Below are 18,766 nucleotides of genomic sequence, written 5' to 3' on the forward strand. Positions count from 1 at the left end.
CTCTTTTAATGTCCAAAGCATTATTTTGTATTCCAAAGGATTAAAATGTCTGATTATCTAGTAAAAAACCTCTTGATAAACAAGAGGCTACAAACATTAATTTGAACCTAGCGCACCAACGACTGGATGAGGAACATAAGGCTCCTCCAAATAGGCAACTTCTTCAGTAGTTAGCCTAACAGATAAAGCTCCTACAGAGTCTTCAAGATGTGAAATTTTTGTTGCACCTATAATAGGCGCAGCGACGGGCTCTTTCTGAAGTAACCAAGCAAGTGCGATTTGAGATCTTGTTACCCCTTGCTTTTCTGCGATTTCGGCTACTCGTTCTACAACAAGTCGATCTGTATTTTCAGTGGCTCCGTATTTAGATTTTTGAATATCATCAGTTTCCGAACGAAGTGTCGTTTCTGACCAATCCCGCGTCAATCTTCCAGACGCAAGTGGACTATATGGAATAACGGCAATTTTTTCTTCTTTACATAAAGGTAGCATTTCCCTTTCCTCTTCACGGTATATGAGATTGAGATGATTTTGCATTGAAACAAATCTCGACCAACCATTTTTCTCAGCAACATGTAGAGCCTTTAAGAATTGATATGCATACATGGCAGAAGCACCGATGTACCTTACCTTTCCAGCTTTTACTAAATCATGAAGAGTCTCCATTGTTTCTTCGATAGGTGTATGATAATCCCAACGATGGATTTGATATAGATCAACATAATCTGTCCCAAGGCGTTTAAGACTTTTATCAATTTCACTCATAATATGCTTACGTGATAGACCCGATCCGTTAGGACCTTTATGCATTGGGAAGTAAACCTTCGTGGCAAGAACAATCTCATCCCTATTGGCATAATCTTTTATAGCTCGACCTAAAAATTCCTCACTAGTACCGTCTGAATAAACATTTGCCGTATCAAAAAAATTGATCCCTACATCAAGAGCTTTTTTAATGATACTTCGGCTACTTTCCTCATCAATGACCCATGGATGAATCCAACGTTTTGCATCTCCAAATCCCATGCAACCAAGGCAAAGTCTAGAAACTTCTAATCCTGTATGTCCAAATTTTATATAATCCATTTGAATATTCCTCACCTTCTAAATATGTAAACGAATTAAAATATAAAAGTTATTTCAGCTTAAGCAATTAGAAGTTTTTCATTTAAGCCCCCCACTCTGAGTTATTGGACGTTTCTTTCTCAGCTAAAGATAAATTGTGATTTTTAGTGAGCCAAAGCGCTATTACAGCAAACAGCAGGATCATAATACACGCTATATTTACATAGCGAAAACCAAGTAATTGCGCTAGGAATCCACCACCAAGCGTGCCAAGAAGCTTACCAAGCGTCTGCCCATTTGCATAAAAGGTTGAAGCAATCCCAGGTGCGTTAGGAAAAATCTCTGCAAAATAACTTAGTCCATTCCCCATAACAATTGCTACTTGTATAGCTTGAATTATTTGTAAGACTATTACATGCCATGGTGAGCTTGAAAAAGCTAACAACAGATGGTAGCTCATGCCGATAAAACATGCGGATATAATAAGAGTTAAATTAGATACTTTTTTACCTAAAGCACCGAGTATAATCATAATTGGAATTTCCAATCCAGCACAAATACTAGCAACAAACCCAACATCCGTCTGCGTTCCATTTAAATCATTAACAATAAAAAGTGGCGTATTGATACCATTTAAATTATTAATACCAAATAGTAAAATAAAAGCTAAAAATGGAAGAGCAATAATTTTATCTTTAATGGAATACGTTTTTGAATTTGTTATCTTATTGATTGAATCTGGATTCGGATTTGAGATTGTCTTACTATTTTTAAGAAAAAAGTAAACTAGACATGCAATTAACAAAAATATGAGGGCAGTACAAATAAATAACCCCTCATAGTCCATGGCACTTAATATCATTGTGCCTAATAAAGGTCCAATTAAAAATCCTAACGAAAATAGCGATCTTAAGGTAGACATTGCAAAAGTAATATCATCTGATTCACTTGCATTTGCAGACGCTTGAGCATAAGCAAATATTTGAGGCATTGAGGCTGCACCAATCCCACCAAAAAAAGTGACTGTAATCAGGAGAACAAAATACTGATGAAAAATCACAAAAACTAAATAACTGAATGAAGACGAAATCATGGCAATGATAATAATCCATTTTCTATCTAATTTACCATCAGAACTTTTTGCGATAGCTGTATTGACGAAAACGCCGCTCAAAGAGCTTACCGCCATAAATATACCAAACGCACCAGTGCTCATGCCAAGCTCTTGAGTAGCATATAATGATAGAAATGGAATCGTGATAGAGATACTGATTCCCATTAATAACATACAAAAAACAAATATAGTAAACCCATTAATTGAAAATAATTTATAAAACCTTTCCATAACTACCCTCCATTTCTCTTAAACATGTAAAATCTAATCCACATTTAATGAGCTATAGTTTAATATTTTATCTCTAGAGTTCGTTTCATTTATTATGTAAGTCACCATTTATTTATATATGTTATATGTTAACCGATTAGTATAAATTAAGAAATTATATCGAACGGTCTATATAAGTCACGTAATTTCAATATTTATTCACACGCTAATGGGCGTCATTATATTTTACAAAAAAGGAAATAACTGAAAAAACAAAAAGCCCAATCTCTTATACAAAGAGTTTGAGCCTTTTTAACGGTATGATCCCAACTGGACTTGAACCAGCGACCCCTACCCTGTCAATTATGGGGGCATAAGATTATTCAGTATTATTGAATATTTTATGTCAATAGAGTCCGGTAAATCAATAGGTCGATGAAATTTTATTCATTGTAATTCTTTTATTTCTATTTGTTCTAATAAGTCTGTGCAATTTTTGTGCAATGATAATTTTAAAAATTATCAAGAGGTAGGGTGTTTTTCTTTTTCATATCGTTGAATTTCCTGTTTTATATGATTAAAACTTTGCTCTATACTATCCTTTTTGGTTATGAAAATCCCTTTGTATTCTTGCATTGATGAATATTTTCTAAATCGTTCTTTGTATAAATTAATTTCTGATATATTTCCACCAGTTTTCATTAGACATTCCATACGAATTAATAATGACTCCATTGTAAAGATGAAAAGTTGAGTATTACTATTAGTAAAATATTGTTCATAATTATTAAGTAATTTCAATGCTTCTTCTGGATTGTCTTTTTTAAAATACCTTGAAGAATATAAATTAAATTGAGCTCTTAAATAAGAATCTATATCTCTTGGATGCAATTTTAATATTTCTTTACATTTATATATATATTCTAAACATTCTTCTCGATTTTTACCGGATAAATCTCCAACTCGTTTAGTAAAAGAGTTAAACCTTTGTTTAATTAGTTTTGGTTCATTATGTGTGAATGAATCAACTTTATCATATTCTTTTAAAATAGTAAGTAAAATACATGCTGAAGTTTTAATTTCAATGTTTACGTCACCATTTTTTAATATTGGGATCCTTTTCTCCAAATGTTCATAGTATCTGAATAGATCTCTTTGCCTAATTTTATTTATTTTTCTGTTTAGTATCTTTTTATTAATACTAAGAAGGGCGCGTAAAATTATTAATATTATACGTTCTTGTTTACTTCTTTCTCTTTGATCTTTTAATTGGTTTTGGACTTTATCTAAATATTCAATATGACTAACTAAATCAGTATCATTTAAATTGGCAAAAATCTTAAGAAGTTTATCTAAATCTGGTTCACAAAAGAATGCATTTATTAAATATTTTTTATCATTATTCTTTTTATATATTGAAAGATAAAGTTCTGAAAGTAACTTTCCTAATGAAACTTCTTCGTCAAATTGGATTTCATTAATATGATCTATTAATTCTTCTAATTTTGGATACCATTCTGAATCTTTTAATTTGAATACATTAAAAATTTCAGTTGCGTAATTCCCATCCATATATTCAATATATAATTCATTAACATAGTATCGATCAGATGATGGAATTGGTTGCAAGAATCCGATATTGGTAAAAAGTGTAGATCTTAAATTGTGTTCACCTAGCTTTTTTAAACCCAATTCATCTCTTAGATATGTAAGAACTTCTTCGTTTATTTCACTTATATTTGCTTCTGAACATATATAACATAAAATTGATAAAAATATTTGAGACTGTTCTGACATACTTTCAATTGTATTTTCAAAACAAAATACTAAGAATTCTTCTCTTTGATCGTGTAGTTCTCTTGATTCAGTAGTATATTTTGTTTCGTATTCTACTCTTATATCTAATAATTTTTTTCTAGTCGATTTTAAGCTATTACAGAAAGCAATAATTAGTCCCGGATTCCCTTCTGTATATCTCTGAATCCAATCCCAATCTTCCAATGTAATTTTCTTCTCATAGAGAATATCTGCATTTAGATAACTCTCAATTAAATCTTTAGTATTTTCAAGATTGAATTGAAAAAGTGGTAGTTTTGCTTCCCTATCACCAAGTCCATAGCGGCTCGTAATTATTAATCTTGAAGGTTTAGTGAAATTATTTATAAATTTTTGGGCAATTCCAGTAAACTCAGATAAATTACTCTTTACAGTCTCGGTCTCTAAATTGTCTAAGATAAGCAAAGATTTTGTAGAGAAAATCTCTTTCCAAACTAATTCTTCTATTTCACTAAATTCTTTATCTTTAATGTCAATGTCCATGAACGAAGCCATTCTATATATTAAATCTTTATGGTTACTAATTACCTTTTCAAACCTACGAATCGCACCATGCTCAAAAACAGTATTTTTAAAACTCATAAAATAGATTTTTTCAAATGGTTGGTCTGGTGAATATACTAAGTCCTCTATTAATTGAAGAACTAACGCAGTTTTACCAAGTCCACCGTGACCAACAATAGAAACAGGTGTAGGTTTTGTAATTTCAAATTTAAGTTCCTTTAGTTCTTTGTTTCGACCAATGAGTCGATCAAAGTTCTTACCTACCGGATATTCAATAAACACTCTAGGTATATAAAATTCATTAATATCATTTGCTAAAAAACCATTCCATTTTGTTTCATAACTACTATCTTCTAATCCTTTGATAAACGTGTTACATATAGCAGTAATTTGTTCCATTTCTTCTGAAGTGATTGATCGAGAGTGCATTATATTATTTCTATGTTTTATAAGAACATTAATATTGATTTTCTCAGTGTAATTATATTTTTTTTGTTTAAACTTTTTACTTTTTACAAAATCGACTAATTCACCAATGTGTGAATATTTTAATAGAGTTTCAAAACTTTCAACGCTGTCTTCACCATTTGCTAAAGCAGTTTCTTTCAATTTCTCTTTTAAACTATTATTCATATCTTCAATACTAGAATAAAATGATATATATTCTCTAATTAAATTTTCAAGAAAAAAAATCATTTTATACCCATCAACATTAATAATCATTTTATTACTCCTTTCAATAGGTAAAAATTCACATTTCATGATTTATCTAATTCAACATTTTAACACAAAATATTACAATAATTTCAAATTTTACATAATTTTTCCATAAATACTAACCAATTGTAACTACAATACAAAATAGTTTTATTTCGATTTTTAGTAAATTTAACAAATATGATTCGGTAATAAGTAATCTTTAGGATCCTAAACCTTACTTATTACCGAATTTCTATCTTTAAAAACCGCTTGATTTATAGGGATTCTTCGAAAATCCATTTGATTAAACAAAAGTTAAAAATACCCCTTTCGATTTTTAGTAAATCAAATATAAATATTCACAGTAATTTCGATTTTAAGTAAATTAATAAAATTTGTTAACAAAAACAAGAGCTCGTACAGATACAAGCTCTTGTTTCCCATTTTCAAAAAAAGAATGATCCAGCTGTTAGATCAAATTCCGCTGTTACCACTGGATTCTCTTTAAGCTCTCCAAACTTCACTTTAATTCTTTTAACAAATAACACAATCATCAATCGTTTTTCCATTGAAGAAAGTCTTCGAAAATCTATATTGAACAATTCCATAAAATTGCTCTCATCATTTCCACTAAGTAATTCTTCAACCTTATTAATTTGATAGTAAAGTAGTTCTAATTCATTATTCATTAACTCACGTTCGTGTTTAATAATACTAATTAAACTACTATTATCCATCTTAGTAGCATTTAATAAATTCGATTTTGATATCTCTAGTTCATTTTCTTTAACAATAATAAGCTCTCTTAATTTTTCCAATAAGAATTTTAAATCCACTTTAATGCTTTTATAATTATTTTTTCTAACATTGTTTAATTTCTTTTCAATGATTTTTATTACTTCCTCGTGAATTTGCTCAATTGTGATAGTATGAACCTTCTTAATTTGTTTATCTGTACAATTACATTGATATAATTGATACTTTTTCTTTGCACTTTTAGGTGTATTATTTACCGATTGCAAGTATTGCTGGCACTGTTCGCACCAAAGAAAATTAGATAATAAAAATGGTGTTTTTAATTTTCCATACCTATCTTTTAATTCTTTCATTTTCCCCACTAAATCCTTTATATAAGAAGGGATAATTTCATCTGTAAAGTTTAGTTTTTTAAATTTTTTTCCTTCATGTTCACCTTTTTTAAATGTACGAGTGAATGTACCAAGGTAAATTTCGTTACTTAGAATGTCTTTAATCTGTTGCTTTTCCCATTTTTTACCTACATTTGTAGCTGTAGGAACTTCTGCATCATTTAATATCATTGCAATGTCTTCCATACTATGCCCGCTTGAATATAATAGGAAAATTAACTTGACGATTCCAGCTTGTTCATAATTAATAATAATGCTTTCGTCCTTGTCCTTTTTATATCCATAAGGTAATTTTAACGATGGTTTTTTATCATCATCAATCATTTCTAAATGCATATACGCCAAGGTATTTTTACTTTTAGTTGATGATTCACTATTTGCTGCTACAAATTTTTGAATCATCATAGGATCAAGTGGGTCGATTTTCTCTCCACTTTTCACATCAATAAACTCAACTCTACGATTAACTCTCTGAATAGGCAATAAAACAAAATTTAGAAATTCATCACCTGTTCGATCAAGCCTGTCAATATTGCAGAAATAACATGTTGTTATGCGATATTCTTTTAAGATCATTGTTTTCATATTAGCCATTAAAGACCTATCTAATATCTTTTTTCTATAAGCAGATGTTTCTTTTTCAATATATATAAGTTCTTTAACCACTGTAATTCCTTTTTCTTTTGCCCAATTAATACAAACCTTTAGTTGAGTTTCCAACGATGAATTATTCCTTTGTTTTTTATCACTTGTACGACAAAGGATTGTAGCAAATTCAATATTTTGATTATCTTGAAAATCTACAATAGATGGTAATCTATTAATTAATTGACCAAGCTGCTGATTGCTCATATATTAATTACCTCACTTTTTTGTAATAACCAATTGAAATAAACATCTATTTTCATATTGTGCTCAGGTGTCAAAAAAACATCTTTGAAAAGCAAATGTGCTTCTAATAAAAGCTCTAAATCCGCTAAGTAATTCAGATTTTGAAGATTTATCTTTTCTTTAAATTGTTTTAACATCAATTTAGCTTTTTCAATCTTTGTTAAAACAGCATGAACATTCTCTATTTTTTCTTGCAAACTAAATAATTCTTCCACTTTCTTTTTTAACTTTTTTTGATCCATTTCAAGTGCGATACTTCTTGATAGGTCCTTTTCTAAAATCTTCAATTTATTCAATAAAACTTTATTTTCAGCAAAATATTTATTTATTTCTACTTTAGAGAGCTTTTCGTTCTCAGAAGAAAGCATTTTAACTAGAATTGTTTTCAGAGCAATTATTAACTTACTATTATATCTATCCTGATCGATAATAATTTTTACATTCTTGTGAACTTTTCTATTACATATATATCGCCCGTAATCTTCAAGGCCACAATATTCGAGTTTCATATACTCATTACATTCTGAGCATTTGGGATTGATGAAATTATACTTGGTTCGTTTTTCTACAGCTTGTTCGAACTCTGTTATATATGAACCTACTTTTTTCAGCGCTTGGTCATATTGCTCAACTGATATAATAGGTGTTATATTAGACTCTTTTACTCGACGTTCGTTCTTACCATAAAAAAGGTAAGATGTATAAAAAGTGTCCTTTAAATATCTAATAATGTCTTTGTTAGACTTCCCTGTAATACTTTTGAATTTTTTTACAAGTTGGATGAATTCACCTTTATTTGCAACTGTTGTTGCATCATTAAACATCTCTTTTATAATTTCTGATTGAACATGTTCAGGTTCAAATATATTATTTCCATCATTGTCTTCTCTCTTTATATATCCATATTTTTTGCTTGGATTATAATAATTCTTATCAATTAGCCTGGAATATAAATTATAGCTTTCTCCATGTACTCTTCCTGCTTGTACACATTCAGCGCTATAATCTAAAGAAAATTGTTCATAGTTGTTCCCAATCGTAAAAACAACTTCAACTTTATGTTCAATTAGTATTTTTGCAATAATACAATATTCAAAAAACCATCTTGCTAATCTGGTACGCTCATAAACTAGAAGTGTTTTGACAGCTCCTTGTCTTACTAGCATTAAAAAGTCTGATAAACCTTTTCGCTGATGAATTGGTAGTTTCATTGCAGATTTACCATCATCTTTAAATATTAATACTTCATATCCCTCTTCCTCATATCTTTTCTTGAATTGATTTGCCATTTTAATTTGGAGTTCTAAATCTTGCTTTTCATTACTTACTCGTATATATATAACAACATATTTTTGCGCATGTACTTGCTCAATTCTTATCTTTCTATTTCTCATAAAGTCACTCTCCACTTTGAACGTCAACTGAAACAATTACATTTCCTTGTATATGCAATGGGATGTTCAATTCTTGCATAAAGATTCTAAGTAACATCCTATTTACAAACTCTTGCCCCATGTTATTCTCTTCATCTATTACATTTAAAATTATTTTGTTACTCATACGCTTCCCTCCAAGTGGAATTTTTAATAGATTCTACTTGGAGGGAAAATTTTATTCATCCATTTTATACCAAACTATTCTTCTTCAAATTCATCAACGTCTATTTCTTCAAAATCAATTTGTTCATAAAAATGATCATCTTTTTCTCCATTAAAAACTACAATGATAGTTTTTGTATCAAATAGATTAATTCCTTTATTTAAATCTGATTTCATTGTTCTACTCCCCTTAATTTTAGGTATAGAACTTGTAATGAAGTTCTATACCGATCAATAAATGGTTCCGAAATTTGATACTTTTCACCGTTTGTTTCTAAAATCTCCAATAACTGCTCAATAGAAAATGGAAGTTCCAATTCGTTTTTCAATAAGATCACCTCTAAAATGTATTCCCGAGAATTTCCGGGTAATACTTATCCCATTTATTCTTGAAAAATCCTTTTTTAAAAATTCAATTACTTACAATTAACTGCAAAGCAAAGAAATTAACCCAAGTAACTATAATTTTTTCCTATGAAATTTTTGTAGAACATTGACTCGATATGATCTGATCACTTTTTTCTACATGATTTTCCGTTCATCCCTTTTTTACCTGGCTTTCCGTTACTCCCTTTTTTACCGGGCTTTCCGTTACTCCTTTTTTTACCGGGCTTTCCGTTACTCCTTTTTTACCGGGCTTTCCGTTACTCCTTTTTTACCGGGCTTTCCGTTACTCCTTTTTTACCGGGCTTTCCGTTACTCCTTTTTTACCGGGCTTCTAAGATTGAACCTTTCTCTTCCCGACATATCCATTCAAAGTAAAAATCTTAAATTTTCAGAAGTGAATTACCATAAAAACTCACTTATTTATCGATCTTTTTACTATTAATATTGGAAACTTCATAATATACCAATCAAAAAAGGAGATTCGCTACATTTTAATAAGAAGGAAATTAGAGGTGATCAAGTGATAAAAATTTGAAATTTAAATTAACAAAATCATTGAATACTGATGGAGGCGAAATTTATTGAACATCGCAATTTACACCGCGCAAGACATTATGAAAATACTCAAAGTCTCAAGAGCAACAGCCTATGAAATTATGGACAGACCTGACTTCCCTCTCATCCGAATTGGGAGATGTAAACGGGTAATTGCAAATGAATTTGAAACTTGGTTAAAAAATAATATGAATAATTCAAGTCATTAATTGAGGAGTGATTACATGTCTGTAAGAAAAATTGGAAAAGTATGGTCTTACCGGGTAGATGTTGGTAAAAATCCTTCAACAGGTAAGCGTAAGCAAGTTTATCGTGGGGGATTTCCAACTAAAAAATCCGCTGAATATGCTAAAGCTGAATTTCTAACAAAGGTCAATTCAAATGGATATTTCTCACCATCAAATGAAACATTTAAGCAATTTATATTAAGTTGGCTAGAAATTGTTTATAAAAATGAAGTTCAATCTACTACTTTCGAGAAAACATTTGGAATTGTTAATTATAGAATCTTACCTGCATTTCAATATTCACTTGTCAATGAAATAAAACCATTTGATCTCCAACAATTCTTTGCCAAACAATTAAAAGAGGGTCTTTCTCCTTCTTATGTGAAAACAATGCATAATATATTAAACAAAGCATTTAAGACAGCAATTATTTGGGAAATTATTAATAAAAATCCGTTAGATGGGGTTAAAAGTCCTTCAATTAAAAGAACCTCAAAGGAAACATGGAATGCAGTTGATATAAAGAAATTTCTCGAGCATTGTTTAGAAACTCGTTGGAGAGTAGCATTCAGCTTGGCTATTAATACTGGAATTCGTAGAGGGGAATTATTAGCCTTGAAATGGAATAAGGTTGATTTTGTAGAAAAGTCTATTTTCATAGATGAAGCACTCGCATATACAAAAAAACTTGGTTTATTCTTTAAACAACCTAAGACAAATAGCTCTATTAGAAAAATTCTAATTCCAGATTCTTTAGTTGATATATTGAAGGAATTAAAAGAAGAGCAAGAAGATTTAATACAGCGAATGAGGCAAAATTACCACGTAAATGATTTAGTAATTTGCACAATAGATGGAAAGCCAATTCATCCTCGTAACCTAGTTCGTAAATTTAAAGAAACTACTAAAAAAGCAGGTTTATTTATGATCCCATATCATGGGCTAAGGCATACAAATGCTACCCTCTTAATGAAAAAAGGTGTAAATCCAAAGATAGTTAGCGAAAGACTTGGTCATTCAAATGTAGCAGTTACTTTAGGTATCTACTCTCATACTGACTTAGAGATTCAAAAACGTGCAACTGAATCTTTAGATTCTTTATTCATTAATCATAAAAAGGAGCATATATAATGCAAATGCTATTTTCGATACCTGCCTTTCCAGTTACGGATATAGTAACAAGTACAAATTTTTATAAGAAAATTGGTTTTACAATCGAATACCTCGATCAATCATTCACAGTCCTTTCAAGTGGAAAAGTACAGATTCATCTTTGGAGTGCAGATGAATATAAAAATGACGGCTTATCAAGTTGTCAAATAGAAATAAATGGTTTAGAGACTTTACATGCTAAATTAATAAAACTTGGATTACTTGAACAAGATTCAATATTAGATCATCACTCCAAAGGATTTCTAAAATTTAACCTAATTGATCCTGATAATAACCTGATTACATTCATAGAACAATTGTAATCTTACTTGCTTGGTAATATCTTCTAAGTATATCTTGACTCAGGGATACCATAATAATATTAAAAGATTGGACGATATTTATGGAAGATCCTTGCTATTTCGCTAAACTTTATCATATTCGAAACATATGCCGGAAGAAAAAATTCACAGTTTACATGATTCATCGGTATATGTACAAAATTCAATGTCCGGATCGCTATATTGGCTTCATAGCGAACACTATTGACCGAGAGATCACGGTCTTTGAAGAAAATAGACTACCTTACATCGTTACAGACAAATTATTTATGGAATTTGTAGAGAATCTTTCCAAATAACAAAAATGACTAGCTAATAAGCTAGTCGTTTTTGTTATTCATAATTGAATCGTTTCGGATTTTAAGAGTTGCTAGTCCTTCAGCTGCGCGTTTTAATTTCCTTTCGCAGTTCTTCAATGATTGCTGGAGTGATTGAGATAGTACGTAGACTGCGCATTTCTTTTTTCATCATCATTAGCCTCCAATACGATTATTTTTACTTTATTTCCTAATGGAGAGAAGATTATTCTATTCAACTAACGCGCCAGTTAGTTACATAAGGATTTTACTTAAAAAATTACAGGGATTTTTAAAACTAACTATCTTAAGAACTTGGATTTTCACCTTTTCATCTATTCCTGATTTAAATTCAGTTTCTACAAGGTATGGAGCAAGTTCACCCATCTCTTCCTCATCATTCTCATCTCACCAGCGTAAATCCTCTCTACAAACAATAGTTTCCCACGACTAGTATGATCAGTTACAATTGTTCGAGTAACCTGTTCGGTTGCCTTCTGGAGTGAACACATTATTTTCGGAAACCATTCGTCATTTATTTTTAACAAAAATTTCTCTAACATTATGCTGAAGTGCATAACAATTTTTTCAACGTTAATTGTCATAGGGCAACCTTCATTTGTTTTCGTCACTCCTGCAGAGATATGATCTAGTAGGCAGCATTGGTGATATTCAGATCAAGCTAGAATAAGGTCTTGTTGAAATGTAGTCATTGGAAGAACATCATATTGTAATTTTTGTATGTTAATTAATTATTTAACTTATTTTGAAGTATGTTATTATATACATTATTATTCAATAGAAACTATTACATTTTAGTATTAATTTATAATAATATTATAAATTCTATTTATTCCATTTTCTATTTTTTCTATACGTATGTTTGCTCTTACTAAGTTTTTGAAGATCAGCTCTATAAAATGTATCTTTGAATTCTTGCAAATTAAACGGAATTATGGGTGACATATAGGGTACACCTATTGATTTTAGACTGACCATATAAATAATCAAAATTGTAGATGAAATAATAATCCCCTTAAAGCCAAAAAAATAAGCGATAATTAAAATTAGAGGTCTTAAAGTATTATCAGCTGCCACTAGACCTCTGTTTGCTCCTAAGAAACTACAAATACTAGTTATCCCTGTGACTATTAAGGTGAATGGATGGATTAATTTTGCAGTAACCGCTGTCTCACCAATTACAATTGTTCCTATTAAAGATACTAAAATTACAGCACTTTTCGGAATACGAAACGAAGCTTCTATTAATATTTTTATCAAAAACAACAGAATTGCAATTTCCCAAAAAGTAGGTAATAGTTCATCCTTGGATATGAGAGCTTTTGAAATTTTGTTTGGTATATCATCTTGATGAAAATTTGCAAGAGCAATATAAACACCTGGTAGATAAATACCTAGGATAAAAGCTAACAATCGAAGGATTCGGTTAGTAAACCTACCTGTTGATACATGATAATCATCAGGAGCTTGAAAAAACTCCATAAATAATGCCGGCGCTAAGATTGCGAAAGGGTTCCCGTCTACAATAACGGCCACTCTTCCTTCAAACAATGATGATACAATTCCATCAATTCTTTCTGAATGTCTTACTCGTGGAAAAACAGAGTTTGGTTTACCTTCTATGATTTCTTCAAATATTCTTTCACTAAGAACATAATCTATTGTAAGACTTTCAATCCTTCTTTTAACTTCTTTTAAAATTTCTTTATCAACAACTCTTTCTAAATATAATATAGAAATTGATGTAGGTGAAACTGATCCAATTTCTAATGTTTCTACATGAAAATCGCGAGTCCTTATTGAACTTCGTAATATATTAATATTTGTTTTCATTTTTTCTGTTAATCCAACTTGAGATCCTCTTACCGAATATTCTCCTACTGGGGCTTCAACGCTTCGTTCAACCCACTTTGGAAATGGTAAAATTATTCCTTTTGAATATTCATTTATTAGTAAAACAGTATTTCCCTGTACGATAGCATCAGTTAAGTCTTTAAACTTTGAAGTGATTTTTATATCTGCTGTTTCAATCATTCTTTCAATTATTTGATTAATTAATGAATCCTTTATTCCTGTAAAATTAAATGGTTCTAATAAAGGCTTAACGACATATTCCTGTATTAATTCTAAGTCAATTATTGCATCAAGATATACAATATTTATTTCGACAACATGTTTGGAGTCTAACTTTATATTTCTTACAATAAGGTCTGATGTATCATAAAAAGCATTCTTTAGATTTATTATATTATCTTTAAGGTACTTTTGAATTTCTATGTCTGGCATCCTTCTTCCCCCTTAAAGTTAGAATTAGTAAATTTCAATAAAAAAATACATTTACTTAGCCCGCCTTCTGGTAGATTAAGAAGAAATAAATTTCCCCCTCTCTTCTTTCATTAAATATGCTTCTCTAAGATGGAATCAAAAAACTAAAAAAATATCAAAAGTGAAATTAATAACTTCCTGGTAAGTATTTTTAAAGATCTTGTTATGTTTAGATGTAAATAAAGAAGTTTACTTTTCTAATATCCAATTAGTTAGTTCCAAACGTTTAATTGCTCAATGATGACAATTGCAATCGCACTCACTTCCTTGTTAAGTCTCCTGATCGGTTTATTATAACTTCTATTCTTTATTTGTCATGATAATGGTTTTTTTCAACTTCTTTTAATAGATAATTACGAGCATCGATTAAATCCCTAAAATTATATAAGTCCAATACACGATTTTTTGCATCCAGTTCATAATCAGACATTTGTGAAAAAAGCTTTTCGAAACTACCTCCAAATTCTTTTTCCAACTCGTTGATTTGAGCATTTATAACGTTTAATTTTTCTTCTGGAGTTGCATTTGCTAAAAAATTCAATTGACGAATAAAATTCTCTTCCAACACTTTAAACCAATTCATCAAATATCCCCCACTTACAACTTACGATTTTTTAAAAAATACTAGTTTTCGCTTGTTTTTTTGATAATAGTAAGTTATCCCCGTTCAAACCTAGATTACTATGAGTAAAATGTCCAAGTCGTAATTCTGTTTCTTTTAATCGTTGAATATTATAGCTGGACAGGTAGAAACATCATTTTAAAGATCACTTATACAACAATAGATATATTATTCCCGAAGTGAAATGAGACAATCCTCTAGTAAAAAAAACACAAAAATGCCTCAGTATTAATCCTAAATATAGAAGTAATACTTTCCATTTTGAGTTTCTATAATAAAAAAAGAATCGAATTGCATACAAGTTAGTACGCCCTCCGACTCTTTAATAAATTAATCTTTTGTTTATTATCAAATATTTTTCTACTAATTTAATGTCGCTCATAGTAGTCTTTCTTTAAACATTTTAAAGAACACTACTTTCGGAAATCCTTTGAACAATATTTTCTATTCGAGTTGCATTGTTTCATATTTCCTCATTAGAAAAAAAGTGAAGATGTTGCTTCCCATTGTTATCAAAGTAAGGGATATTACAATTATATAGATACTTTAAAGTAAATTAGGCTATACTCGACTATGGTTTGACAATTACAGGTATAATTGTATAATGGCCTTCATACTCAGCCATTACAATTGCAGTACCTTCAGATACAGTTAAAATTTCATTTTGGGTTGTTGTTTTAGCAATGTCAGGGTTGGATAATCTATATAATACTTTTGAAGTAATATCTTTTATTGTACCATCACTATATATTGCATTTATGATCATATTTGTATTTTTACCTGCAGAGCTAACAATATAATCTGGAGCTGCAAATATCCCTAAAACATAGGTAGCATGTTTCTCAACTACCTCAACATGTATTTCTACTGTGATTCCCATATAAGTAGCGGTTATAGTGGTTTTTCCTATTGTCAGACCAACTATTCGTCCAGCATCTGTAATTGTTGCGACTGATTTATCAGCTACTGACCATTCTACACTGTCTGTGACATCAAAGATATCGCGTGGACCAAATACTGCATCTATAGAAACTATCATCGACTCATTTGGTTCTAATGCTACGTCTGTCATACTTGGGTTCAATGCATGTGGCTTAATATTTCTTACCCAAACTGCATCGTTCAACCCATGGTGATAACGGAAATATATATACGCTTCTCCTGGACCAACCGGTGTAATTTTCCCATTTTTATCAACGGTTGCTACACTTTCATCTGTAGACTCCCAGTTTCCATCCGTATCAACTTCAACTACATTATTGTCTGTATATTCCGCAAAGGCAATTACATCAACAGGTTCATCACCTGGCTGCATCATTAACATGCCCTCACTTAAATCAATCCCTACTAAATTACCATAACCACTCTCTTCATTTACAGTAACTGGAATTTTAAAAGCAGGAAAACCATCAATTTTACCAATAATAGTCGTTTTTCCCTTTGCCTTACCAGTAATTTTCCCTTCCTCAATCACAGCAATTGATGGATTCTTTGAAGTCCATTGAACCGTTTTTGTAATTTCTCTTTGAGCACCATCATTATATTGAGCTGAAATTCGTAAAGGAAATAGCTTATCTTTTTGGACGACAACATCAAATGTGTTGAAGAGTAATGATTCCATTTTTAATTCTTGTTCGGGTGAAGAAAACTCTGGAAGAATTGTAACATCTAAAATTTCTATTTTATTACCATGATTGATTAGAATTTGAGTAGTCCCTGGTGCTATTGCCGTTATCTCACCATTCTCAACAGTTGCAACATCAGGGTTTAAAGAAGTACTTCTACATTTTAATGTAACATCTTCAGTTTCCCCACCCTGATACTTTGCTTTAATCTTGTACGGATATGTACGTTCATTTAACGTAAATGAAATATCCGATTCATTCGGTACAAGATCAACAATTTGCTTAAGACCATCTTTTGAAGGTGTTTCAGTTACTTCAATCGTAAATCTTTCCGTATAACCCGCAATATATACACTTACCTTCGCTGTGCCTGTCCCAACAGCCGTTAGAAGGCCATCCTGATTAATCGAAACTACACTTGAATTATCAGACTTATATATTGCATAACGTGTATCATCTATCACAGATCCATCAGTGTAAGACACTTCAACTTTTAATTGTTTCTGTTCATTTACCATCATATTTGTCACATTCGGCGTGACTGAAATTGATTTTGCGATTGGAGGTTTAGCAGGACCATATTTATCTGAAACTGTAATAGGGATCTGCACACTTTTTCCTTCATAGCTCGCAGTTAATTCTGTTCTACCTTTCATTAATCCGTAAATTTTATTTAGTTCCACTGAAATGATTGGAAAAGGATTAGAAGAAATCCATTCAATAGAATCTGTTACATCTTTTATCGTTCCATCGCTGTATACTGCCTTTATTGAAACTTCCTTCTCATAACCAATTCCTAAAAAATATTCATACGATGCAGCTGTAAGACCGATTACTCTAGGTTTTGTTAATTTATTTGTAATAACTACTTCAATTTCAACTGGACTATGAACCTCAGCTCGATAAGATGCAATAAGTTTTGTTTTACCAATCTTCCCTCTAGCATTGACTACACCTTGATCTGTTACTGTTGCAAGGCTATCGTCTTCAATTGTCCACTTTGCATCGTTCGTTACATCTTTTGAATTACCATCGTTAAAAACTTCCTTCAAAATTGCCCCAACAGACTCATTAGGTAAAATCTCTATAATTGGTGTGTCTGAAACAAGGTTTATTGGCTTAACAACATTTACTATAATTGTACCAATCATATTATCGTACTTAAAATAAATATATGCTTCGCCGACCCCAACTGGAGTGATTTGTCCACTACTATTAATCTCAGCAACTTTAGCATTTGTTGTACTCCAGATTCCAACTTGTGTTATATCTTTATAACCTGTAATATTGCTTCTAATGAATGCCTTAACCTGTGTTAGTCCATCACTTGTTTCTAATCTTAACTGACTTGCAGAAAGTAGTAAGCTTTTTTCCTCCACTAATTTTTCTTTTACAGAAACAAAGAAATTAATCTCTGGAAAACTCGAATATTTCACATTTAGCGAAACATCCCCTGGTGATATTCCTTTAATCTCACCATCTGAAACTAGAACAACGGAAGTATCTCTCGACTTCCATGTAGCAGATTTCGTCACATTTTTGACAGAACCGTCACTGTATAACGCTTTCAATTGAATTAATTTTTTTTCACCTTGTTCTAAATAGGTAGTATTATAGGCTGAAAGCATTAAAGATACAATTTTCGGTGCATTTGGCTTTGGTTTTTCATGTTGTATTGAACTATTTGAAGAAATCGTTACCTCAATGATTGTTACGGCTGTACCAATGTTAAATTGAACATTCGTCGTTCCTTTTGAAACCGCTTTTAAATTTCCGTCAATTACTCTCACTATCTTCTCATCTAAAGAAATCCATTGACCCTCTTTTGTTACATCTTTTCGTGTACCATCCTTAAATTCTGCTTCAACTTTAATCTTTTTTTCTTCAGATAGATTAAGAGATACAATTGGTTCACTTGGCTGAAGCTTTACAATTTGACCATCTGGCAATTTCGTTGAATCACTGTTCGTTTTAATTGATGCAAATGTTAGATTGCTAAACAGTGATAGGCATAAACTGAAAATAATTGACATTACTGTGATACGATTAATCTCCTTTTTTTTCATTTATTTTCCTCCTTATTTTTTTTATATTAATTCAACTGTATTAACAGTCTGTTAATATCAATTATCAGTCCTTCTAGATAAATA

General features: G+C 30.7%; 14 protein-coding genes. 3 read left to right on the plus strand and 11 right to left on the minus strand.

Translation table 11 applies throughout. The annotated features are described in order from the left end of the window. Window positions 1–96: 96 nt before the first annotated feature. The 8 genes from ACX6U0_RS05855 to ACX6U0_RS05890 form a co-directional block, all read right to left on the minus strand. Window positions 97–1,086, minus strand: a complete 990-nt coding sequence (locus ACX6U0_RS05855; protein ID WP_464959039.1) for an aldo/keto reductase — start codon at window positions 1,084–1,086, stop codon at window positions 97–99. 82 nt (window positions 1,087–1,168) lie between these two features. Continuing rightward, window positions 1,169–2,410, minus strand: coding sequence for a sugar efflux transporter (locus ACX6U0_RS05860; protein WP_464959040.1), 1,242 nt, complete (start codon window positions 2,408–2,410; stop codon window positions 1,169–1,171). Between the two features lie 501 nt (window positions 2,411–2,911). After that, window positions 2,912–5,452 carry an NACHT domain-containing protein gene (locus tag ACX6U0_RS05865; RefSeq protein ID WP_464959041.1) on the minus strand — a complete coding sequence of 847 codons (2,541 nt, stop codon included), beginning with the start codon at window positions 5,450–5,452 and terminating at the stop codon, window positions 2,912–2,914. A 422-nt stretch (window positions 5,453–5,874) separates the two neighbouring features. Continuing rightward, a complete protein-coding gene (locus ACX6U0_RS05870) occupies window positions 5,875–7,428 on the minus strand; it encodes a recombinase family protein (RefSeq protein WP_464959042.1) in 1,554 nt (517 codons plus the stop codon). After that, window positions 7,425–8,861 carry a recombinase family protein gene (locus ACX6U0_RS05875; RefSeq protein ID WP_464959043.1) on the minus strand — a complete coding sequence of 479 codons (1,437 nt, stop codon included), beginning with the start codon at window positions 8,859–8,861 and terminating at the stop codon, window positions 7,425–7,427. The genes ACX6U0_RS05870 and ACX6U0_RS05875 overlap by 4 nt, the downstream gene beginning before the upstream one ends. Window positions 8,862–8,865: 4 nt before the next feature. Then, entirely contained in the window at window positions 8,866–9,027 is a 162-nt protein-coding gene (locus ACX6U0_RS05880; RefSeq protein WP_464959044.1) for a hypothetical protein, read from the minus strand. Between the two features lie 74 nt (window positions 9,028–9,101). Next, on the minus strand, window positions 9,102–9,242 hold the full coding sequence (locus tag ACX6U0_RS05885; RefSeq protein ID WP_464959045.1) for a hypothetical protein: 141 nt from the start codon (window positions 9,240–9,242) through the stop codon (window positions 9,102–9,104). Then, the gene (locus ACX6U0_RS05890; RefSeq protein WP_464959046.1) at window positions 9,239–9,394 is read right to left on the minus strand and encodes a hypothetical protein; all 156 of its coding nucleotides are present in this window, start codon (window positions 9,392–9,394) and stop codon (window positions 9,239–9,241) included. The genes ACX6U0_RS05885 and ACX6U0_RS05890 overlap by 4 nt, the downstream gene beginning before the upstream one ends. A gap of 639 nt (window positions 9,395–10,033) precedes the next feature. Between ACX6U0_RS05890 and ACX6U0_RS05895 the strand changes: the two genes are divergently transcribed. The 3 genes from ACX6U0_RS05895 to ACX6U0_RS05905 are packed head-to-tail and all read left to right on the plus strand — an operon-like array spanning window position 10,034 to window position 11,709. Continuing rightward, a complete protein-coding gene (locus tag ACX6U0_RS05895) occupies window positions 10,034–10,216 on the plus strand; it encodes a helix-turn-helix transcriptional regulator (RefSeq protein WP_464959047.1) in 183 nt (60 codons plus the stop codon). Window positions 10,217–10,231: 15 nt separating this feature from the next. After that, window positions 10,232–11,365 (plus strand): site-specific integrase, encoded by a 1,134-nt coding sequence (locus ACX6U0_RS05900; protein WP_464959048.1) that lies wholly within the window; start codon window positions 10,232–10,234, stop codon window positions 11,363–11,365. Beyond that, window positions 11,365–11,709 carry a VOC family protein gene (locus tag ACX6U0_RS05905; protein WP_464959049.1) on the plus strand — a complete coding sequence of 115 codons (345 nt, stop codon included), beginning with the start codon at window positions 11,365–11,367 and terminating at the stop codon, window positions 11,707–11,709. The genes ACX6U0_RS05900 and ACX6U0_RS05905 overlap by 1 nt, the downstream gene beginning before the upstream one ends. A gap of 1,160 nt (window positions 11,710–12,869) precedes the next feature. Here ACX6U0_RS05905 and ACX6U0_RS05910 read toward each other — a convergent pair. The 3 genes from ACX6U0_RS05910 to ACX6U0_RS05920 all read right to left on the minus strand — a co-directional run bounded on the left by ACX6U0_RS05910 (window position 12,870) and on the right by ACX6U0_RS05920 (window position 18,682). Next, the gene (locus tag ACX6U0_RS05910) at window positions 12,870–14,330 is read right to left on the minus strand and encodes a spore germination protein (RefSeq protein ID WP_464959050.1); all 1,461 of its coding nucleotides are present in this window, start codon (window positions 14,328–14,330) and stop codon (window positions 12,870–12,872) included. Window positions 14,331–14,676: 346 nt separating this feature from the next. After that, window positions 14,677–14,952 carry a hypothetical protein gene (locus ACX6U0_RS05915; protein WP_464959051.1) on the minus strand — a complete coding sequence of 92 codons (276 nt, stop codon included), beginning with the start codon at window positions 14,950–14,952 and terminating at the stop codon, window positions 14,677–14,679. A 610-nt stretch (window positions 14,953–15,562) separates the two neighbouring features. Further along, a complete protein-coding gene (locus tag ACX6U0_RS05920) occupies window positions 15,563–18,682 on the minus strand; it encodes an Ig-like domain-containing protein (RefSeq protein WP_464959052.1) in 3,120 nt (1,039 codons plus the stop codon). Window positions 18,683–18,766 lie beyond the last annotated feature (84 nt).

The organism is Gottfriedia sp. ABJ_BB2_2 (assembly GCF_055484705.1).